Genomic DNA, 20,662 nt, shown 5'->3' with positions numbered 1-20,662 from the left:
GGAAAGCGCTGTGGGGAGGCGTCGGGGCGCGGTTGCGCACGCGTCGGGGATTACTTCAGTGACTGCCCGCGGGTCTCCGGCATGCGGATGAAGGTGATCAGCGTGATGACGGCGCCGGCCAGCACGTAATAGAAGAACCAACGCTCCATGCCCTTGCTTTGCAGCCAGGTCAGCAGGTACGGGGTGGTGCCGCCCAGCAGCGCCACGACCAGGTTGTAGGGCGTGCCGATACCGACGGCGCGCACGCTGGTGGGGAACTGCTCGGACATGATGGCCGGCGCGATCGAGGTGTACATGGCGTACAGCACCAGGCCGAATAGTTCGACGGCGAGGATCGAGCCGAACGACGGGCCCAGCGTGGTCATCAACGGGTAGAAGAACACCAGATAGCCGGCGGCGAAGAAGATCAGCTGCGGCTTGCGGCCGATGCGGTCCGACAGCATGCCGAACACGGGCTGCACCAGCATGAACACGATCAGCGCGACGGTGTTGGCGGCGAACGCGACCTGCGGATCGGCCTTGACCTGGCGGATGGCGTAGGTCGGCACATAGGCCACGAAGATGTAGAACGCGAACGTGGTCAGGATCGAGAAGCCGACGATGCGCAGCACTTCACGCGGATGTTCGCGCATCAGGGTGCGCAGCGGCTGCTTTTCGACGCCGGCTTTCTTGGCGTGCGAGAACGCCTCGGTTTCCGGGATCGCGCGGCGGATCCACATGCCGGCCAGGCCACCCAGCGCGCCCAGGAAGAACGGAATGCGCCAGCCCCAGTCGGCCATTTCGGCCTTGCTCAGGGTCGAGGTCAGCAGCCAGCCCACGGCGGACGCGGCCAGGATGCCCACCGCGGCGCTGAAGAAGACGAAGCTGGAATAGAAGCCGCGCTTGTTGGGCGGCGCCATTTCCGCCAGGAAGGTCGTGGCCGAGGCATACTCTCCGCCCAGCGACAGGCCTTGCAGCAGGCGCGCGGCGGTCAGCAGCAGCGGGGCGGCCAGGCCGATGGTGGCGTAGGTCGGGGTGACGGCGATGATCAGCGAGCCGCCGGCCATCATCAGGATGGTCAGGCCCAGCGCGGCCTTGCGGCCATAGCGGTCCGAGAAGATGCCGAGCACCCAGCCGCCGACGGGCCGCATGAAGAAGCCGACGGCAAAAATACCGAAGGTCGCCAGCAATGCGGCGGTTTCGTTGCCCTCGGGGAAAAACTGCTTCGAAAAGAAGATGGCGAACGACGCATAGATGGTCCAATCGAACCATTCCACCGCATTGCCTACACTACCGGCCAGAATCGTGCGGGCGCGCGACACGGGCGCGGCGTTTGCCCCCTGCGTGGCGCGCAGGGTTGCGGAAGGGGTACTCATAACGTCCTCTGTTTTATTTTTGGTCAAATAGACCGTTAAATTTTGTGTTTTTTTCAATGCGCGAACGTTAGATTAATGAATATAGTCACGTCAAGTAAGGGTAAGCCCCTAATGCCGGCGCTCGATGACACCGATCTCGCCTGCCTGATCGCCCTGCAGGCCGACCCGCGCGCGTCCTGGCGCGAGCTGGGCGCGGCCACCGGTATCGCCGAACGCACCGTGGCGCGGCGCATCAAGCGGCTGATGGACGCCGACGCCCTGCGGGTCATCGCCGAAGCCGATCCGCTGGCCACGGGTCGTGGCGTGGTGCTGCATGCCTGGGTGCGCTGCCGGTCGGGACGCGTGGCCGAGGCGGCCGACGCCCTGGCGCAGCTTGGCATCACTCAGCTCGTGGTGACGCTGGCCGGCACGGCCGATTTGATGGCGGAACTGACGCTGGCGGACGCGGCCGACATGCCCGACGTGGTGACGCGGGTGCTGCCGTCGATCGATGGCGTCGAGCATGTGGAGGCGCGATTGGTGCTGCGGCCATTCCGCCGCGCTGGTCAATGGCGCATCCAGGCCGGCGACGCCCCGCCCGAGGGGCCGGAGTCCGCCGTTACGCAGCCGCCCGCAGCGCTGACCGAGTCCGAACAGCGCATCGTCGGGCACCTGATGCGCGACGGCCGCGCCAGCCTGGCCGAGCTGGCCGCGCATGCCGACGTCAGCGAGCCCACTGCCCATCGCCTGCTGCAGCATCTGGTGGAGCGGCGCGCGCTGAGCTTTCGCGTGGAAGTCGAGCCCGCCCTGGTGGGCTTTCCGGTCGAGGCGGTGATCTCGGTGCAGGTGCGGCCGCAGGCGGTCGATGCCCTGGCCGCGCACCTGGCGCTGGATCCGAATACGCGCTGCCTGTTCGGCACCAGCGGCGCCTCGCAACTGTTCTGGCACGTGCTGTGCCGCGACAGCCTGCACCTGTGGGACGTGGTCACGCGCAGGCTGGGTGAACTCGATGGCGTGTTGGCCAGTGAAGTGGGCGTGGTGATGCGCGCCTACAAGCGCTGCGGCATCGTGCGCGAGGGCGCGCGGCTGGGCGCTGACGCCACCTGAATCCGCGCAAAAGCAAGCCTGGTGTGCCAGGCTTGCTGCATTCAGGTGCCGAGGTAGGCGCGCGCCAGCGCCCCATCCGCGGCGATTTCCCGCGCCGTGCCGTGCGCCGTCACGCGGCCGGACTCCAGCACGTAGGCGCGGTCGGCCAGCGACAGCGCCAGCGCGGCCATCTGGTCCACCAGCAGGATCGTCATCGATTCCGCCCGCAGCCTGTCCAGCGCTTCGAACAATTCGTCGATGATCTTCGGCGCCAGGCCCAGGGACGGCTCGTCCAGCAACAGGATCACCGGCTTGGACATCAACCCTCGGGCGATCGCCAGCATCTGCTGTTCGCCGCCGGACAGCAGGCCGGCCCGCTGGTGCAGCCGCTCGCGCAGGCGCGGAAAACGCGTCAGCATCTCCTCTACGCGCGCTTCGCGATCGGCTGGATGCAGGAAGGCGCCCAGCCGGATGTTGTCGAGCACGCTCAGGTCCGGGAACACCTGCCGCCCCTCGGGGACCAGGACCAGACCTCGCGCCACGATGCGGTCCGCGCTCAGCCCCTGCAATTCCTGCCCTTGCAGGTGCATGCCGCCCTGGACGGGCCGGTGCAGCCCGGCCAGCGTGCGCATCAGCGTCGACTTGCCGGCGCCGTTGGCGCCCAGCAGCGCGACCATTTCGCCCTCGCGCACCTGCAGGTCGATGCCATGCAGCACCGGGTTGGCGCCGTAGCCGGTGGTCAGGTTGCCCACTCCCAGCACTTCCGGCGCGACGCCGCCGGTAACCGGACGCGCACGCGCCGCGGGCGCCTGGCGCGCCGCATCGTCGCCCAGGTAGGCTTGCCGCACGGCTTCGGACTGCTGGATCTCGCCGGTGGATCCCTGCGCCAACTCGCGCCCCGCGTCGATGGCGACAACGTGATCCGAGACGCCCATCACCAATGCCATGTCGTGCTCGACCAGCAGTACGCCGGCGCCGGCGTCGGCAATGCGCCGCAGCAGGGCGGCCAGTCGTGTCTTGTCCTCGCGGGACAGGCCCGCCGCGGGCTCGTCCATCAACAGGACGTCGGCGTCGGTGGCCAGCGCGCGGGCAATCTCCACCAGCCTGCGATCCACGTGCGCAAGATCGGCGGCCGGCGTGTCCAGGTCGCCTTCGTATCCGCAAAAGGCCAGCAGGGCGCGGGCCCGCTCGCGCGCATCGGACGACAGATAACGGCGTGCGGCCAGCAGGCCGCCCAGCCGGCCGCGCAACAGGCCCAGTGCGACGTTGTCCTCGACACTCAAAGTGTCGAACAACTGCGAGGTCTGATAGGTGCGCGCGATGCCCTCGCGCGCCACGCGGTGGGCCGGCAGGCCGGCCAGCGGCGCGGCGCCCAGCGCGACGCTGCCGCTGGTGGGCTGGTAATAGCCGCTGAGCATGTTGATGACGGTGGACTTGCCCGCGCCGTTGGGGCCGATCAACGCGGTGATGGCGGCGGGCGCGACGTGAAACGATACGCCCTGCACCGCGCGCACCCCGCCGAACGTCATGGTCAGCGTGTCGGCGCGCAGGGCGCGGCGGGCCCGGCCATTGGCGGCCAGGCCGCCCTGGCGTGGGGCCAGACGCGGTGTCAGGCCGCGTCGCCGCCAGCGGGCCAGCAGTCCCGCCGCGCCTTCGGGCGCCGCCCACAGCACCACGAGGAGGAAGGCGCCGAAGAACAACAGGCGATATTCCTCCAGGCTCGACAGCAGTTCGGGCAGCAGTCCGACCACCACCGCGCCCAGCAGGGGCCCCGCCAGCGAACCGGCGCCGCCGATGGTGACGGCCAGCACGAACAGGATCGACTGCATGAAGTTGAAGTTGTGCGGCGTGATCATGCCGGCCTGCGGCGCATACAGGCCTCCCGCCAGGCCGACCACGGCCGCCGACACCATGAAGGCCACGGCCTTCACCACCAGCGGGTTGAGGCCGATGGATTCACTGGCCGTTTCGCTGTCCTTGACCGCGCGCATGGCCGCGCCCCAACTGCCGCGCGCCAGCAGCGCATAACCGGCCAGCGCGGCGAACACCGTCACGATCGCGAGCATTGCCACCCCGCGGTCTCCGCCCAGCGCGCCGAGCGCGGGCTGGGCAATGCCCATCAACCCGTTCTGGCCACCGGTGAGATCGCCGCCCTCGACCAGGGTGTGTTCCACGATGAAGCCGAAGGCGATCGTGATCATCGCCAGGTAGGGCCCTTGGACCCGCAGCGCCGGGAGCGCCAGCAGCAGCCCGAACACCCCTGCCACCGCCGCGGCAACGGGCCATGCCAGCCAGAAATTCCAGCCCGCCTGGCCGGTGAGGATAGCCACCGTGTACGCCCCGATGGCGTAGAACGCGGCATGGCCGAACGACATCTGGCCGGTCAGGCCCAGCAGCACGTTCAGGCCGATGCCGGCGAGCGCCAGCAAGGCCACGTTGCCGATCACGAAAACGTAATAGCCGTTGACGCTGGCCGCCAGGGCCAGGCTGACGACCGCCAGCACCGCATAGACGGCCAGCGCCGGCCAAGAGAATGCAGATTGCCGGGCCATCAGACCTTCCTCACGGCCGCGCGGCCGAACAATCCGTTGGGCCGCATGGCCAGGATGGCGATGACCAGCGCGAAGCTGATGATCTGGGTATAGCCGGAACCCAGGGCGACGGTGATCAGCCCTTCGGCCACGCCGAACAGCAGGCCGGCGAGCATGACGCCCCAGGCGCTGGTGATGCCGCCCAGTATGGCAACCACGAAGGCCTTCAGTCCGAACAGGGTGCCCATGTCGGCCTGCACGTTGAACAGCGGCGCGACCAGCGCGCCGGCCACGCCCGCGAACAGGGTCGAGACAGCAAAGGCGACCATGATGGCGCGCCGCACCGGAATGCCCATCAGGCGCGCCGCGTTCGGGTTCTGCACCACCGCAAGCAGTGCCACTCCCCAGCGGGTGCGGCGCGACAGCGCATGCAGGGCGGCAGCCAATGCCAGTCCGACCAGCGGGATCAGCAGTTGCAGCGGATACACGCCCAACCCCAGGCTGCCGATTTCCAGCGGCGCTTGCGCCAGCGGAGACGGCAGGCTGCGCGGCTCCTTGCCGAAGGTGAACATCACCAGGTTGTCCAGCACGATGCCCAAGGCCACCGTCGACATGAGCCAGGCGTTCGAGCCGCGGCTGGCGAACGGTCGGACCGCCAGCCGCTCGACCACCAGGCCATACAACGCACACAAGGCCAGCGCCAGCGGCAAGGCGGCAAGCAGCGGCCAGCCCAGCGTCTGCGCAAAGGTAAAGGTCAGCACCGCGCCCAGCATCATGGAGCTGCCCTGGGCGAAGTTGACCGTGCCGGATACGGCGTAGGTCAGGTAGAACCCCAGGGCCATCAGCCCATACATGCTACCCAGGCCCAGGCCGCTGACGATGGCGGACATCCACAGCATGCGTCTCTCCCCTCGCGCTTACTGCGCGCCCTTGACGGGCAGGATGCGGTTGTCGACGAAGTGCGTCCACACGTAGTCGTCTTCGCGCAGGGCGTCATGCGAGGCCGGCGTGAAGGGCTGCTCGTAGGTCTTGATCAGGCCTTCGTATTTGCCGATCTTGTAGAAGCCCTGCCGCACGGCGTCGCCGTCGGTGGAACCGGCCTGCGCGATCGCCAGCGCCGCCAGTTGCATGCCGTCATAGGCATTGGCCACGCCCACGGCCGGGGTGATGTCCTGCGGGCCCTTGATGTCGGAATACTTGGCCTTGAGCGCCTGCATCACTTTCTCGCCCACCGGACCCTGCTTGCCGAAGAAGCTGTAGGTCTGCACGAAGTGCACGTTCTTGGCGTTGGGGCCGGCCAATTCGGTGAAGCGGCCGCCGGCCGGGCCCCAGTGCGATACCACCGGCACCTTCCAGCCCATGCGGTCCAGCGACTTCACCACCTGCGCCGAGGGCCCGACGTTGCCCACCAGGAACAGCGTGTCGGCGCCGGCCGCCTTCAGGCGGCTCAGTTGCGGCGTGACGTCGAGGTCGGCGGGTTGGAATTTCTCGACGCCGGCCGGCGTGATCTTGGCGGCGGCGAGCGCGGCGTCCAGCCCCTTTTCGTTCGATTCGCCCCAGGGGTTGTTCACCAGAATCATGCCCGGCTTGGCGCTCTGGAACGTCTTGCGGGCGTACTGCACCATGGCGCTGTCGACGATCTCGTCCATCGCCGAGACGCGGAACACGAAGTTGGGGTTGCCCTTGTTGTGCGTGATCGCGGTGCCAGCGGCCCAGGGGCCCATGAATGGCACCTTCTCCTGGTTGACGATGGGCACGATCGCCATCGACACCGGGGTATCCAGGCCGCCGAACAGCACGGCAACCTTTTCCTTGTAGATCAGCTCGCGCGCCGCGGCCATGCCCTTGGCGGGGTTGCCTTCGTCGTCGCGCCGCACCAGCACCACCTGGCGCCCGCCCAGCAGGCCGCCCTTGGCGTTGATCTCGTCGATGGCGATGGTCATACCGCGCGTCAAGGCTTCGCCGGCACGCGCCGATTCACCCGACAGGGCGGTGATGAGGCCGATCTTGATGGGGTCGGCGGCCAGCGCGGGTTGCGCGGCCAGGCCGGCCGCGAACAGGGCGGCGGCAGTGGCGCGGAGCATGAAGGAACGGCGGGTCGGGCGCATCGGGGCACTCCTGGAAAAGTGGAATGGATCTTGCATGGGAGAGGTGCTGCTGCCGTTCCCGATGCAAGATCCATGCCACCCGCGCTTCGGTGGCGTGCCCCAGGGGGAAAACGGTGGTTTGTCGACGTTGGAGCCTGTTTTTGTTTTCAAAAGAACAGGGTTTTTGTTCACAATCATGCATCAGGATTTGCACCAAAATGAATCCATCCCTGCTTCAAGGCACTAATGCGGGGCCTGCCGCGCCCTGGACTCCCGCGCCGCTGGCCGGCCACGACCGTTTCGCCTACCAGCCCATCACCGGCCGCGCGGACTACGCCTGGCCCAACGGCGCGCGGTTGGCCGTCTACCTGGGGTTCAACATCGAGCATTTCGCCTTCGGCGAAGGGCTGGGCGCCGAGCTGGGGCCGGCCTCGCCGCATCCGGATGTGCTCAATTACGCCTGGCGCGAGTACGGCAACCGGGTGGGCGCCTGGCGCTGCCTGGAACTGTTCGACGCGTTGGGACTGCCAGCAGGGGCGCTGATCAACACCGCGCTGTATGACCATTGTCCGGAACTGGTGGATGCCTGCCTGGCGCGCGGCGACGAGCTGATCGGCCACGGCTACAGCAACGCGCATCGCCAGGGGGGGCTGGGCGAAACGGAGGAACGGGCGTTGCTGGAACACTGCCGCGACCGCATCGGCCGCCACGCCGGCAGCGCCCCGGCCGGCTGGCTGTCGCCGTGGATTTCGGAAAGCCGCGCCACGCCGGACCTGCTGGCCGAGACTGGCTACCGCTACACCTTGAACTGGTGCCACGACGACCAGCCCACGCGCATGCGCACGCGTGCCGGCGACCTGTGGGCGATTCCCTACCCGCAGGAGCTGAACGACATCCCCATGATCATGGGCCGCAAGATGGATGCGCGCGATTTTGCCGATATGATTCTCGACCAGTTCGAGGAAATGCGGCTCCAGGCGCAGCGCCAGCCCCTGGTGATGGGCATCGCGCTGCATCCGTATATCGTGGGGCAGCCCTACCGCCTGCGGCACCTGCGTCGGGCGCTGGCCCCGCTGGCGGCCGCGCGCGACCGGGGCGAGATCTGGTTCGCCACGCCGGGCCAGATCTGCGCGCACGTCGATGGACTGTCGACGGCGCCCGGACTGTCTTTCCGTTGACCGCTCCTTTGCCTTCGTTGCCACCGAGTCCGCCATGCCTACCCGCGATCCCGCCAAATCCCGTCCCAGGGCGACGCCGTCGCGCCGCGCCGCCGCCGCCGTGTCCGAACACTTGGAGGACACGGCCCCCGATGCCGACATGGAGCGCCGCATTTGCGAGGCGGTCTATGAAAGTGTCATGAGCCAGCGGCTGACGCCCGGCACCAAGCTGCCCGAGGCGGCGCTGTGCGACATCTTCGGCGTTTCGCGCTCGGTCGCGCGCAAGGCGCTGCAACGCCTGGCCCACGAGCATGTGGTCGACCTGCACCACAACCGCGGCGCGGTGGTGGCCGAGCCCACCCCCGAGGACACGCGCCAGATCTTCGAGGCGCGGCGCGCGCTGGAAGCGGCCCTGTTGCCGCTGGCGGCCGCGCGCGCCACCAAGGCCGATTACGCCTCGCTGCGCAAGCAGTTGCGCGACGAGCATGCCTTGCTGCATCGTGCCGGCCAGCCCGCCTGGGCGCGCCAGGCCAGCGCCTTCCATGTGCGCCTGGGCGAGCTGTCGGGCAACGCCATCCTGCACGGCTACCTGGCGGAGCTGGTGTCGCGCTGCTCGCTGATCGTGGCGCTGTATGAACCGCCCGGCAACGCCGCCTGTGAGCATGGCGAACACGTGCAGATCGTCGACCTGATGGAGCAGGGGCAGGTGGCCGAGGCGGTCAAGATCAACGACAACCATCTCGCGGACCTGGAGCGGCGCATCAGCCTGGAGCGCCCACAGCCCGCACAAACCCTGGCCCAGATGCTGGGAATGGCCTGACATGGACATCGACTTCGATTCAATCACCGAATACCAGCGCTACAAGCTGATGGCCAGCCTGATCGTGCCAAGGCCGATCGCGCTGATCACCACCCTGTCCGAAACCGGCGTGGTCAATGCCGCGCCCTTCAGCATGTTCAACATGCTGGGCGAGGATCCGCCCATCGTCATGGTCAGCATCAACCGGCTCGAGGACGGCAACCTGAAGGACACCGCGCGCAACATCGCGCGCGACCGCGAATTCGTGGTGCACCTGACCGACGAGGCCATGGCCGAGAAGATGCACCGCTGCGGCGACCGCCTGCCGGCCGACGTCAGCGAGCTGGCGCACGCCGGCCTGGACGCCGCGCCGAGCCAGCGGGTGGCGCCGCCGCGCATCGTGCAGGCGCCGGTCGCGTTCGAATGCACCCTGTTCGAGACCCTGGAAACCGCCAGCCGCCAGATCTTCATCGGCCAGGTGCGCTGGCTGCATGCGCGCGACGGCCTGATCGACACGGACACCTGGCGCGTGCGGCTGCAGGATTATTTTCCGGTGGGCCGCTTTGGCGCCAGCTTCTACGTCACCACGCGCGACCGCTATGCCATCGGCGACATGCCGGCCAGCACCGCCATCGACGAGATCTGACAGCGCGCGGGACGTTCGTCACCAGACGGCGGCCTGCGAACCCGGCGCGCGCAGATGGCGGGCGAAGCGCTGCGCCAGGAAATCGACGAACGCCAGGGTCTTGGCCGGCAGGTTCAGGCGCTCCGGATACAGCACGTGGATGTCGGCCGGCGGCGTCGACCATTCCGGCAGGATCTGCCGCAAGCGGCCGGCCCGCAGGTGCTCGGCGGTCTCCCATTCCGATCGCATCACGATGCCGTGGCCGTCCAGGGCCCATTCCAGCGCGCTCTGGCCGTCGTTGGAGCTGACCGGGCCGCGCACCTTCACGGTCTCGGCGCGCTGGCCGGATTCGAGCCGCCAGGTGCCGTAGGCCACGTCATTCTCGCGCACGACGATACAGCGGTGGCGCTGCAGCTCGCCCGGCGCGCGCGGCTCGCCGAAGGTTTCCAGGTAGCGCGGCGAGGCGCACAGCAGGCGCCGGTTGGAGGCGATCTTGCGGGCCGTCAGGCGCGCGTCGGGCAGGTCGCCGAAACGCACCGCCACATCGAAGCCTTCCTCGATCAGGTTCAAGGGCCGATCGGTCAGGCGCAACTGCACCTCCACTTCCGGATACTGACGGGCGAAATCCGAAACGGCCGGGGCCACGTAGGCGCGGCCGAAGCCGAAGGTGGCATTCAGGCGCAGCAGCCCCTGGGGCTGCGCCCGGCTGCTGGAGACCGAACGCTCCAGCGCCTGCAGGTCGGCCAGGATGCGGCTGCCTTCCGCCAGATACAGCTCGCCCTCTTGCGTGACGCTGACGCGGCGGGTGCTGCGATTGAGCAGGCGCACGCCCAGGCGCTGTTCCAGCTTGGCCAGCCGCGTGCTGACCGCTGGCGGCGTCAGCCCCAGCTCGCGCGCGGCCGCGGACAGGTTGCCGTGCTTGACCAGCAGCGAGAAGAAGGCCAGGTCGGAGAGCGCATCCATGGGCAGATTTATAAATTGGATCTAATAAAGATTTAGGTATTTAAGTAATTATAAGAATGAAGTGGGCTTATACACTGGGTTGACCGATACAGAGCCGCCTCACGCGGCCGACCAGGAGGAGACCCGACCCATGAAGACCCCTCATCATCTATTGCGCAGCCTGCTCGCGCTTGCCGCCGCCGCTTCCTGTTGGATGGCGCCGGCCCTCGCGGCCGACGCCTTTCCCCAGCGGCCCGTCACCCTGATGGTGCCGTTCGCGCCTGGCGGCAGCGTGGACATCGCCGCCCGCCTGATCTCCGAGGCCTGGGGCAAGACCCTGGGCCAGAGCGTGATCGTCGAGAACCGCGCCGGCGCGTCCGGCAATATCGGCATGGCCGCGGTGGCCCGCGCCGAGCCGAACGGCTACACGCTGGCCATCAACACCATGTCGCTGGCGATCAATCCAGCGTTGTTCCGTTCCATGCCGTTCGACACCGCGCGCGACCTGCGTTCGGTCGGCACGGTGGGCACCTCGCAGCATGTGCTGACGGTGTCGCCGTCGCTGCCGGTGAACAATGTCAAGGAACTGCTCGACTACATCCGCGCGCGTCCCGCCAATGAACTGAGCTTCGGTTCGGCCGGCACCGGCAGCACCTTCCACATGGCCGCCGAACTGTTCAAGTCGGTGTCGGGCACGCAGATCCTGCACGTGCCCTACAAGGGCGGCGGTCCGGCCATGGTGGACACCATCAGCGGCCAGGTGCAGATGAGCTTCCCCGTGCTGTCCGCGGCCAAGCCGCAGGTCGACGGCAAGAAGCTCAAGGCGCTGGGCGTCACCGGCACCACGCGTTCGCCGCTGCTGCCGGACGTGCCCACCATCGCCGAGTCCGGCCTGCCCGGCTACGCCTTCACCACCTGGTTCGTGATCAGCGCGCCCGCCGGCACGCCGCAGGCGGTGGTGGACACGCTCAACGCCAGGCTGGCGCAGGCGCTGCAATCGCCCGAGCTGTCCGAACGCATGCGCCGCGAGGGCTTCGATCCGCTGGTCTCCACACCCGCCGAGACCGATGCCATGGTCAAGGGCGAGATCACGCGCTGGGCCGGCATCGTCAAGGACGCCGGCATCGAGGCCAACTGAGCGGCGACACAGGTTTCATCGCGCCCCGCGCGGGCGCGTTTTTTTGCAAGGAAGCACCGACATGCCCGGCATGACGCTATACGACAAGCTGGTGGCCAGCCATGAGGTGGCCCGCATCGACGACGAGCACATCCTGCTGTACGTCGACCTGCACATCATGAACGAGTACACCAGTCCGCAGGCCTTCAGCGGCCTGGCCGCTCGTGGTCGCGGCGTCCTGCGGCCCGGGCAGCAGATGGCGGTGGTGGATCACATCATTCCCACCCATCCGGTGCCGGCCGCGCTGCGCGTGATTCCCGACGATGCCTCGTCGCGCCAGGCCCGCAATCTCAAGCGCAATTGCGACGAGCAGCGCATCGCGCTGTTCGACACCACCGACCCGCTGCAGGGCATCGAGCACGTGATCGCGCCCGAGCACGGCATGATCCTGCCGGGCATGGTGGTGCTGTGCGGCGACAGCCACACCACCACCTATGGCGCGCTGGGGGCGCTGGGCTTTGGCATCGGCACCTCGGAAGTCGAACATATCCTGGCAACGCAGACGCTGGTGTACCGGGTCGCGCGCAATATGCGCATCCGCGTCGACGGTCATCTGCCCGCCGGCGTGTCGGCCAAGGACTTGGTGATCTACGTGGTGCACCGCATCGGCGCGCAGGGCGCGCGCGGCCACGCGGTGGAATACTGCGGCAGCGCCATCGATGGCCTGTCGGCAGAGGCCCGCATGACCCTGTGCAACATGACGGTGGAAGCCGGCGCCCGCGCCGCGCTGATCGCGCCCGACGCCACCACCGACGCCTATGTTGCCGCCCACGCGCGACACCTGGACGCCAGCGAACTGGCGCAGGCGCGCGCCTACTGGGCCACCCTGCGCACGGATGCTGACGCGGCGTTCGACGCCGAGCATGTCTTCGACGCGGCGCGGATCGCGCCGTTCGTGACCTGGGGCACCAGTCCCGACCAGGCCATGCCGATCACCGGCACGGTCCCCGATCCCCAGGCCGAGCCGGATGCGCTGGCACGCCTGGCGCTGGAAAAGGCCGTGGAATACATCGGCCTGCAGCCCGGTGCGCCGATAGCCGGGGTGCCGATCGAGCGGGTCTTCATCGGCTCGTGCACCAATGGGCGCATCGAGGACCTGCGCGTGGTCGCCGACGTCGTGCGCGGCCGCAGGGTGGCCGATGGGGTCCGCGCCATGGTGGTGCCGGGCTCGGGCGCGGTGCGCGCCCAGGCCGAGGCCGAAGGCATCGCGGCCACGCTGGTCGATGCCGGCTTCGAATGGCGCCAGCCGGGCTGTTCGATGTGCCTGGCCATGAACGACGACGTGCTGCGGCCGGGCGAGCGCTGCGCGTCCACCACCAACCGTAACTTCGAAGGCCGCCAGGGCCGCGCCGGACGCACCCATCTGATGAGCCCCGCCATGGCCGCCGCCGCCGCCCTGGCCGGCCGCATCGTTGACGTGCGCGACCTGGAGAACCCGCAATGAACCAGATCATCAGCGGCGTCGCCGCGCCCCTGCCGTATTCCAATCTGGACACCGACCAGATCATGCCCAAGCAGTTCCTGCGCATCATCGACAAGGCCGGGCTGGATCGTGGCCTGCTCTATGACCTGCGCTTTGACGCCGACGGTGCGCCGCGTCCGGATTGCGTGCTGAACCAGCCCGCCTACGCCGGCGCCGCGGTGCTGGTGGCGGGGCCCAATTTCGGTTGCGGCTCCAGCCGCGAGCACGCGGTCTGGGGCCTCATGCAGTACGGCATCCGCGCGGTCGTGGCCGCCAGCTTCGGCGAGATTTTCTACTTCAACGCGCTCAACAACGGCCTGCTGCTGGTGAGCCTGCCGCCGGCCGACGTTGACGCGCTGCTGGCGCGGGTGTCCGATCCCGCCGGCAACCGCGTCGAGATCGATGCGCTGGCGGGCACGGTGCGGGCCCCGGACGGCTGGACCGGGCATTTCGACCTGCCGGCGCGGCACCGCCGCATGTTTGCGCAGGGGCAGGACATGGTGGGCGCCTCGTTACAGCAATTGGCGGATGTGGAACACTTCGAGGCCGGCCACTGGGCCCGCCATCCCTGGATGAAAGACGTAGCGCGCCGCGTGCGCGACCGGCTCGGCCAATGAACGCCACAGACTGAGAGGCACAGACCGCAATGACCGCATTCTTCGATCTGCCCGTGCGCCGCCACGAGGCCAATGGCATCCACATCGCCGCCCGCGTCGATGGCTCGGGACCGCCCTTGCTGCTGTTGCACGGCCATCCGCAGACCCACGCCATCTGGCACCGCGTCTGGCCCGAACTGACGCGCCGCCACACCTGCGTGGCCGCCGACCTGCGCGGCTATGGCGACAGCGACAAGCCCGCGGCCACGCCGGACCACGCCGCGCATTCCAAGCGCGCCATGGCGGCCGACATGGTGGCGCTGATGCGCGCCCTGGGGCACGAGCGCTTCGACATCCTGGCCCACGACCGCGGCGCCCGCGTGGCGCACCGGCTGGGCCTGGACCACGCGGAGGCGGTCGGACGCATGATGCTGCTGGATATCGCGCCAACGCTGGACATGTACGAGAACACCACCCGCGCTTTCGCCCAGGCCTACTACCACTGGTTCTGGCTGATCCAGCCCGCGCCCATGCCCGAGACCATGATCGAACGCGATCCAGTGTTCTACCTGCGTTCGGTGATGGGCGGCCGCCCCGGCGGGCTGGCGCATTTTTCCGACGAGGCGATGGCCGAGTACGAGCGCACGGCGCGCCTGCCGGGCTGGGCCACCGGTATCTGCGAAGACTACCGCGCCTCCGCCACGCTGGACCTGGAGCATGACCGCCAGGGCCGCGCGGCCGGCGAGCGCCTGCGCATGCCGCTGCGCGTGCTGTGGGGCGAGCGCGGCGCGGTCGGGCGCAATTTCGACGTGCTGGGGTTGTGGCGGGCGGTGGCCGACGAGGTCGACGGAGGGCCGTTGCCCGGCGCCCACTATCTGGCCGAGGAAACGCCCGACGCATTGCTGCGCGAAGTGGCCAGCTTTTTCGGCTGGGACGGGCGGGAATAGGGGCGGCTGCATCGCGGCCGCACGGGGCAGCGCGGCTGCCGAAGCAGCCTGCTGGGGACTTCCGACCGCGCTCCACGCCAGGCCATCGCTACCGGCCTGGCGGTCAGGCCAGCGGCGTGGATTGTCCCTTTGGCCTATTGTCAATCAAGCCACGGCGGGCGATAGGGCCATCCAAAAAGGGACGCACCGCCGGTGGTAACCTTCGGCCATGAATCCCTCTTTTGCCGATCTGACCGAATTGCCTGAGCCCGAGGACGCGCAACGCGCGTTCCGGGCCTCGGATTCCCCCTGCGTTGCCGTTTGTTCCACGCTGTTCGACGATATCTGCCGGGGTTGCGGCCGCACGGCCATGGAAGTGGCCAACTGGGTCTTTATGACGGAAGAGGAAAAGCGCGAGGTCTGGATCCGCATCAAGGCGCAGGGGTATCCCCGCCGTAACAACTAGGCCGGCCGCGCCGGGCGCGGTCTTGAGGGTGTCACATGGCGCGGGCTAAATCGCGCTATTGCCCACTTCCGGCCCCATCATGCGCATCGTCCTGGTTACGGATGCCTGGCATCCGCAAGTCAATGGCGTCGTCCGCACCTGGACGACCATGCAGCAGATCCTCACCGAATGGGGCCACGAACTGATCGTGGTGAATCCCCAGGGCAGCCGCACCGTGCCGGCCCCGTCCGAGCCGGACCTGCGGCTGTGCCTGCAGCCCGGACGGCAACTGCGCCGCATCCTGGGCGACACCGTGCCCGACGCGCTCCACATCGCCACCGAAGGCCCGCTGGGCCTGGCGGCGCGCCGCATGGCGCTGTCGCGCGGCTGGCGCTTCACCACTTCGTTCCACACGATGTTCCCCGACTACCTGCAGGCGCGCATGGGTATTCCGGCCGCGCTGCCATGGCGCTTCCTGCGCTGGTTTCACCGGCCGTCGCAATGCGTGCTGGTGCCCACGCCGACGGTGCGCGACATCCTGGTGCGGCGCGGCTTCGCCAATCTGCGTATCTGGTCGCGCGGGGTCGATCCCCGCAAGTTCCAGCCCACCCCCGGCCAAGCGTTCCAGGACCTGCCGCGGCCCGTCTTCCTGTCGGTCGGCCGCGTGGCGCGCGAGAAGAACCTGGACGCTTTCCTGTCACTGGACCTGCCCGGCAGCAAGGTGGTGGTGGGCGCCGGCCCCGACGAGGCGCGTCTGAAAAAACGCTTTCCCCAGGCGGTATTCCTGGGCATGCAGAACGACGAGGCCCTGCCGGCGTTCTACAGCGCGGCGGACGTCTTCGTGTTTCCCAGCCTGACGGATACGTTCGGCCTGGTGATGCTGGAGGCCATGGCCTGCGGCACGCCGGTGGCGGCGTTCCGCAGCGAAGCGCCGCTGGCGGTGGTGACGCAAGGCGTCACCGGTTTCCTGGATGACGACCTGGCCCATGCCTGCCGCGCCGCCTTGCCGCTGGACCGGCACGCCGTGCGCGAGCACGCCCTGACGCGCAGCTGGGACGCCGTGGCCACGGATCTGCTGGCATCGCTGGTGCCCCTGACCCCCGGCGCGGAGCTGGCCGGGCCCTTGGCCCCGGCAGGCTGACCGCCGCCGATCCGACATTGCATGCCGGGCTTTCCACCGCCCGGGCCAAACCGGTACAATGCCCGTCAATCCTGAGGAGCGTTGCGACGACCTTGCGGTTCCCGCCATGTCCCATGGCCCGCGGAACCCGGTTCGCCAGGCTCAGGAATCCTTGTTCAAGCGCCGTGCCTTGCTCGGCGTTACAGCAACGGCGCTCACCTTTGTCGCGTATGGCGGAAAAGGCGAGCACTCGAGTGTCGTGGTGGTTTCGCGTTGTCCGGCCGTATCGTGCGCCGTTCGTCATTCACGTGGAGCCTACACACCATGAACGCTGTCACCGATAAATCCTTCTCCGACTACATCGTCGCCGACCTGTCGCTGGCAGGCTGGGGCCGTCGCGAGCTGGCCATCGCCGAAACCGAAATGCCCGGCCTGATGGCCATCCGCGAAGAGTTCGCCGCCAAGCAGCCGCTCAAGGGCGCCCGCATCGCCGGCAGCCTGCACATGACCATCCAGACCGGCGTGCTGATCGAGACGCTGGTGGCCCTGGGCGCCGAAGTGCGCTGGGCCTCGTGCAACATCTTCTCCACGCAGGACCACGCCGCCGCCGCCATCGCCGCGTCGGGCACGCCGGTCTTCGCCGTCAAGGGCGAAACGCTGGAAGAATACTGGCAGTACACCCACAAGATCTTCGAATGGCCCAATGGCCAGAACGCCAACATGATCCTCGACGATGGCGGCGACGCCACGTTGATGCTGCACCTGGGCACCAAGGCCGAGAAGGACATCTCGGTGCTGGCCAACCCCGGCAGCGAGGAAGAGCGCGTGCTGTTCGCCGCCATCAAGAAAACGCTGGAGCGTGATCCGAAGTGGTACTCGACCCGCCTGGCCCTGATCAAGGGCGTGACCGAGGAAACCACGACCGGCGTGCACCGCCTGTACCAGATGTCGCAGAAGGGCGAGCTGGCCTTCGCGGCCATCAACGTCAACGACTCGGTCACCAAGTCCAAGTTCGACAACCTGTACGGCTGCCGCGAATCGCTGGTCGACGGCATCAAGCGCGCCACCGACGTGATGGTCGCCGGCAAGATCGCCGTGGTCGCCGGCTATGGCGACGTGGGCAAGGGTTGCGCCCAGGCGCTGGTCGCCCTGCGCGCCCAGGTGTGGGTCACCGAAATCGACCCGATCTGCGCCCTGCAGGCCGCCATGGAAGGCTTCAAGGTCGTGACCATGGAAGAAGCCGCCGCCCATGGCGACATCTTCGTCACCGCCACCGGCAACTACCACGTCATCACGCGTGAGCACATGAACGCCATGAAGGACCAGGCGATCGTCTGCAACATCGGCCACTTCGACAACGAAATCGACGTCGCCAGCCTGGCCGACTGCAAGTGGGAAGAGATCAAGCCGCAAGTCGACCACGTCATCTTCCCGGACGGCAAGCGCATCATCCTGCTGGCCCAGGGCCGCCTGGTGAACCTGGGCTGCGCCACCGGCCACCCCTCGTTCGTGATGTCGTCGTCGTTCGCCAACCAGACCATCGCCCAGATCGAGCTGTTCACGCGCAACGAAGCCTACAAGTCGGGCGAAGTCTACGTGCTGCCCAAGCACCTGGACGAGAAGGTCGCGCGCCTGCACCTGAAGAAGCTGGGCGTGAACCTGACCACGCTGCGCAAGGACCAGGCCGACTACATCAGCGTGCCGGTCGAAGGTCCTTACAAGCCGAATCACTACCGCTACTGATGCTTGTAGCAAAATAGGAAAGTGCCGCGCCATGTCGGCGCGGGCTTTCCGGTCCGCGGGGCTTGCCCGTCTCGCCTGGCGACGACGGGACCGCGGAGCGTCAATACAGGAGGTCGAACAATGGCATTGATACTCGTCTGGATCCTGAACGCGGTGGCCCTGCTGGCCGTTGCCTATCTGCTGCCCGGCATCACCGTGGCCAGCTTTGGTTCGGCGCTCATTGCCGCGCTGGTGCTGGGTCTGGTCAACATGCTGGTCAAGCCGGTGCTGGTGCTGCTGACACTGCCCATCACGATCGTCACGCTCGGTCTCTTCCTCATCGTCATCAACGCCTTGTTGTTCTGGTTCGTCGGCTCCGTGCTGAAGGGTTTCCAGGTCAACGGGTTCTGGTGGGCCGTGGGCGGTGCGATCCTGTACAGCATCATCTCGGGCCTGCTTACCAAACTGATCCCCTGAATTCCCACCCCCGAGCGCCACGCGCTCCCCTCAAGGGGGCGTGCCAGCGGGCCGGCAAAGCCGGCTCCGCGGCACCCCGAGGGGGCGGCACCTGTTTCATGCGATGCGCGTGGCGCTATGGATAACTGATCCGATATGTCCGACTCGACTTCTCCGGCTTTCAGCCTGGAATTCTTTCCGCCTCGCGACCTGGCCGGCCAGGAGCGGCTGGTCCGCGCGGCCAAGCAGATGCTGGCGATCCAGCCCAAGTACGTCAGCGTGACGTTCGGCGCCGGCGGCTCCACCCGCGCCGGCACGGCCGACGCGGTGCGCACGCTGCGTAACCTGGGCTGCGATGCGGCGCCGCACCTGTCGTGTGTCGGCGCCTCGCGCCAGGACCTGCGGGACATCCTGCAGGCCTACAAGAACGAAGGCGTGCGGCGCGTGGTCGCCCTGCGCGGCGACCTGCCCTCGGGCATGGGCGGCGACGCCGGCGAACTGCGCTACGCCAACGAACTGGTGTCGTTCATCCGCGAGGAAACGGGCGATTGGTTCCACATCGAAGTGGCGGCCTATCCCGAAATGCACCCGCAGGCCGCCAATCCGTCGGCGGATCTGGATCACTTCGTGGCCAAGGTCAAGGCGGGCGCCAATGCCGCCATCACCCAGTACTTCTTCAACGCCGACGCCTACTTCGACTTCGTCGACCGGGCCCAGGCCAAGGGTGTGCGGGTGCCGATCGTGCCGGGCATCATGCCCATCACCAACCACACCCAGCTGCTGCGCTTCTCGGAAATGTGCGGCGCCGAAGTGCCGCGCTGGATCCGCCTGCGCCTGGCCGAACTGGGCGATGACAAGGCCTCGATCCGCGCCTTCGGCGTGGATGTGGTCACCGAGCTGTGCCAGAACCTGCTGGACAACGGCGCGCCCGGCCTGCACTTCTACACCCTCAACCATGCCGAAGCGCCGCTGGCGGTGTGGAAGGAACTGAGCGTGTAGCAGCCAGGCTGCTCGTCAGGCGGCAACGGAAAGGCCGGCAATCATTGCCGGCCTTTTTTTCGACGTGTCACAGCCACGTCGCGGGCCTGCCGGCATGCGTCTCTTGCCGCCGCCACCTGTCGGCAGGGCGGTGGCGGCAGGCGCACGTCCGGGGCGAGCCCGGTGCTTCAGTCCGCGTACACGCCCGCCTTGCGGATGATCGGCCCCCACTTGTCCACTTCCGACTGCAGCCAGCTTTGCAGGCCGGCCGGCGTCTGCTTGGCCTCGGGCACGATTTCCGCGCCCAGTTCGGCCATCTTCTGCGTGAAGGCGGGGTCCTTCAGCGCCGCGCGCAGCGACTCGTTGAACTTTGCCACCACTTCCGGTGGCGTGCCCTTGGGCGCATAGACGCCGTGCCAGACCTTGACCTCGAAGCCCTTCACGCCACTTTCCTGCAGGGTCGGCGAGTCCGGCAGCGTCCTGATGCGGTCGAGCGTGGTGACGCCGTACAGCTTCACCCGCTGCGCCTTGATGTGCGGAATGGTCTGCGTGGTCTGGTCGCACAGCACATCCACCTGGCCGCCCAGCAACGCCGTCAGCGCGGGCGCGGTGCCGGCATACGGAATGGTGGTGAACTGCGTCCCGAGCGCTTCCTGCAGCAGCATGCCGCACAACTGCGATACCGCGCCCAGGCCGGCGTTGGCCAGGTTGATCTTGTTGCCGTTGGCGCGCGCGTACTTGATGAATTCGACCATGTCGCCCGGCGGCAGGTCCTTGCGGCCCAGCAGCGTCATGGGGACGTCGGCCACCTGGCCGACGTAGGCGAAGTCGGTGAGCGGGTTGAACGGCAGCTTGCGATACAACGCGGGCGCCGTGGCCATGCCGTTGTGGTGGATCAGGAAGGTATAGCCGTCCGGCGCTGCCCGCGCCACGTGCGTGGCCGCCAGCGTGCCGCCCGCGCCCGGACGATTTTCGACCACGATGCTCTGGCCCAGCGTCTTGGACATGGCGGCGCCCAGGCTGCGGGCCACTACGTCGGTGGGACCGCCCGCCGCGAACGGCACGACCAGGGAAATGGGATGGTTGGGATAGCCGCCCTGGGCCGCGGCGGAGCCGCCGGCCAGGCAGCCCAGCGCCAGCAGCGGCACGGCCAGGCGCCGCAGGGGGCGCGGGAAATATGGGGTCATGTCTCGTCCTTGTGGTGTTATGGCGACCCGCA

General features: G+C 68.0%; 19 protein-coding genes and 1 riboswitch. Of the genes, 13 read left to right on the top strand and 6 right to left on the bottom strand.

What is annotated here, in order from left to right; translation table 11 throughout:
- Nucleotides 1-50: 50 nt before the first annotated feature.
- Nucleotides 51-1,355 carry an MFS transporter gene (locus AC6CR5_RS19100; protein WP_006389768.1) on the bottom strand — a complete coding sequence of 435 codons (1,305 nt, stop codon included), beginning with the start codon at nt 1,353-1,355 and terminating at the stop codon, nt 51-53.
- Nucleotides 1,356-1,466: 111 nt separating this feature from the next.
- Here AC6CR5_RS19100 and AC6CR5_RS19095 point away from each other — a divergent pair, with 111 nt between their 5' ends.
- On the top strand, nt 1,467-2,441 hold the full coding sequence (locus AC6CR5_RS19095; protein ID WP_498084817.1) for an Lrp/AsnC family transcriptional regulator: 975 nt from the start codon (nt 1,467-1,469) through the stop codon (nt 2,439-2,441).
- 41 nt (nt 2,442-2,482) lie between these two features.
- Here AC6CR5_RS19095 and AC6CR5_RS19090 read toward each other — a convergent pair whose 3' ends face one another.
- The 3 genes from AC6CR5_RS19090 to AC6CR5_RS19080 are packed head-to-tail and all read right to left on the bottom strand — an operon-like array spanning nt 2,483 to nt 7,059.
- Nucleotides 2,483-4,972, bottom strand: a complete 2,490-nt coding sequence (locus AC6CR5_RS19090) for a branched-chain amino acid ABC transporter ATP-binding protein/permease (RefSeq protein ID WP_047993167.1) — start codon at nt 4,970-4,972, stop codon at nt 2,483-2,485.
- Nucleotides 4,972-5,850: a branched-chain amino acid ABC transporter permease gene (locus AC6CR5_RS19085; protein ID WP_150101120.1), complete on the bottom strand. Its 879-nt coding sequence runs from the start codon at nt 5,848-5,850 to the stop codon at nt 4,972-4,974. Before AC6CR5_RS19085 ends, AC6CR5_RS19090 begins: the two co-directional genes overlap by 1 nt.
- A gap of 18 nt (nt 5,851-5,868) precedes the next feature.
- Entirely contained in the window at nt 5,869-7,059 is a 1,191-nt protein-coding gene (locus AC6CR5_RS19080; protein WP_047993169.1) for an ABC transporter substrate-binding protein, read from the bottom strand.
- A gap of 197 nt (nt 7,060-7,256) precedes the next feature.
- Between AC6CR5_RS19080 and AC6CR5_RS19075 the strand changes: the two genes are divergently transcribed.
- The 3 genes from AC6CR5_RS19075 to AC6CR5_RS19065 are packed head-to-tail and all read left to right on the top strand — an operon-like array spanning nt 7,257 to nt 9,640.
- Nucleotides 7,257-8,216: a polysaccharide deacetylase family protein gene (locus AC6CR5_RS19075; protein WP_026382078.1), complete on the top strand. Its 960-nt coding sequence runs from the start codon at nt 7,257-7,259 to the stop codon at nt 8,214-8,216.
- Nucleotides 8,217-8,250: 34 nt separating this feature from the next.
- Complete coding sequence (locus tag AC6CR5_RS19070) at nt 8,251-9,015, top strand: GntR family transcriptional regulator (RefSeq protein WP_006389774.1); 765 nt, start codon at nt 8,251-8,253, stop codon at nt 9,013-9,015.
- Between the two features lies 1 nt (nt 9,016).
- Nucleotides 9,017-9,640 (top strand): flavin reductase family protein, encoded by a 624-nt coding sequence (locus AC6CR5_RS19065; protein WP_020925921.1) that lies wholly within the window; start codon nt 9,017-9,019, stop codon nt 9,638-9,640.
- Nucleotides 9,641-9,658: 18 nt separating this feature from the next.
- Here the strand turns inward: AC6CR5_RS19065 and AC6CR5_RS19060 are convergent, their stop codons facing one another.
- Nucleotides 9,659-10,582 carry a LysR family transcriptional regulator gene (locus tag AC6CR5_RS19060; RefSeq protein ID WP_020925922.1) on the bottom strand — a complete coding sequence of 308 codons (924 nt, stop codon included), beginning with the start codon at nt 10,580-10,582 and terminating at the stop codon, nt 9,659-9,661.
- Between the two features lie 130 nt (nt 10,583-10,712).
- Here AC6CR5_RS19060 and AC6CR5_RS19055 point away from each other — a divergent pair, with 130 nt between their 5' ends.
- From AC6CR5_RS19055 to metF, 9 genes are all read left to right on the top strand, one after another.
- Complete coding sequence (locus AC6CR5_RS19055) at nt 10,713-11,699, top strand: tripartite tricarboxylate transporter substrate binding protein (protein ID WP_047993171.1); 987 nt, start codon at nt 10,713-10,715, stop codon at nt 11,697-11,699.
- Nucleotides 11,700-11,760: 61 nt separating this feature from the next.
- A complete protein-coding gene (leuC, locus tag AC6CR5_RS19050; RefSeq protein WP_047993172.1) occupies nt 11,761-13,182 on the top strand; it encodes a 3-isopropylmalate dehydratase large subunit in 1,422 nt (473 codons plus the stop codon).
- Nucleotides 13,179-13,817 carry a 3-isopropylmalate dehydratase small subunit gene (leuD, locus tag AC6CR5_RS19045; RefSeq protein WP_200222030.1) on the top strand — a complete coding sequence of 213 codons (639 nt, stop codon included), beginning with the start codon at nt 13,179-13,181 and terminating at the stop codon, nt 13,815-13,817. Before leuC ends, leuD begins: the two co-directional genes overlap by 4 nt.
- Nucleotides 13,818-13,846: 29 nt before the next feature.
- Nucleotides 13,847-14,743 carry an alpha/beta fold hydrolase gene (locus tag AC6CR5_RS19040; RefSeq protein ID WP_047993174.1) on the top strand — a complete coding sequence of 299 codons (897 nt, stop codon included), beginning with the start codon at nt 13,847-13,849 and terminating at the stop codon, nt 14,741-14,743.
- Nucleotides 14,744-14,951: 208 nt separating this feature from the next.
- Nucleotides 14,952-15,188, top strand: a complete 237-nt coding sequence (locus AC6CR5_RS19035) for a DUF1289 domain-containing protein (RefSeq protein ID WP_047993175.1) — start codon at nt 14,952-14,954, stop codon at nt 15,186-15,188.
- Nucleotides 15,189-15,267: 79 nt separating this feature from the next.
- Nucleotides 15,268-16,308 carry a glycosyltransferase family 4 protein gene (locus AC6CR5_RS19030; RefSeq protein ID WP_054517697.1) on the top strand — a complete coding sequence of 347 codons (1,041 nt, stop codon included), beginning with the start codon at nt 15,268-15,270 and terminating at the stop codon, nt 16,306-16,308.
- A gap of 67 nt (nt 16,309-16,375) precedes the next feature.
- A riboswitch (S-adenosyl-L-homocysteine riboswitch) is annotated at nt 16,376-16,511 on the top strand.
- 100 nt (nt 16,512-16,611) lie between these two features.
- Nucleotides 16,612-18,030, top strand: a complete 1,419-nt coding sequence (gene ahcY / locus AC6CR5_RS19025; RefSeq protein WP_006389783.1) for an adenosylhomocysteinase — start codon at nt 16,612-16,614, stop codon at nt 18,028-18,030.
- Nucleotides 18,031-18,150: 120 nt separating this feature from the next.
- Nucleotides 18,151-18,486, top strand: a complete 336-nt coding sequence (locus AC6CR5_RS19020; RefSeq protein ID WP_006389784.1) for a phage holin family protein — start codon at nt 18,151-18,153, stop codon at nt 18,484-18,486.
- 135 nt (nt 18,487-18,621) lie between these two features.
- Nucleotides 18,622-19,464, top strand: a complete 843-nt coding sequence (gene metF, locus AC6CR5_RS19015; protein WP_020925929.1) for a methylenetetrahydrofolate reductase [NAD(P)H] — start codon at nt 18,622-18,624, stop codon at nt 19,462-19,464.
- A gap of 167 nt (nt 19,465-19,631) precedes the next feature.
- Here the strand turns inward: metF and AC6CR5_RS19010 are convergent, their stop codons facing one another.
- Entirely contained in the window at nt 19,632-20,630 is a 999-nt protein-coding gene (locus AC6CR5_RS19010) for a tripartite tricarboxylate transporter substrate-binding protein (RefSeq protein WP_498084816.1), read from the bottom strand.
- Nucleotides 20,631-20,662 lie beyond the last annotated feature (32 nt).

The sequence above is a fragment of the Achromobacter sp. EG18 genome, assembly GCF_059759395.1.
Note: the sequence above shows the minus strand (reverse complement) of the source record. Positions and strands in the feature narration are given on the sequence as shown.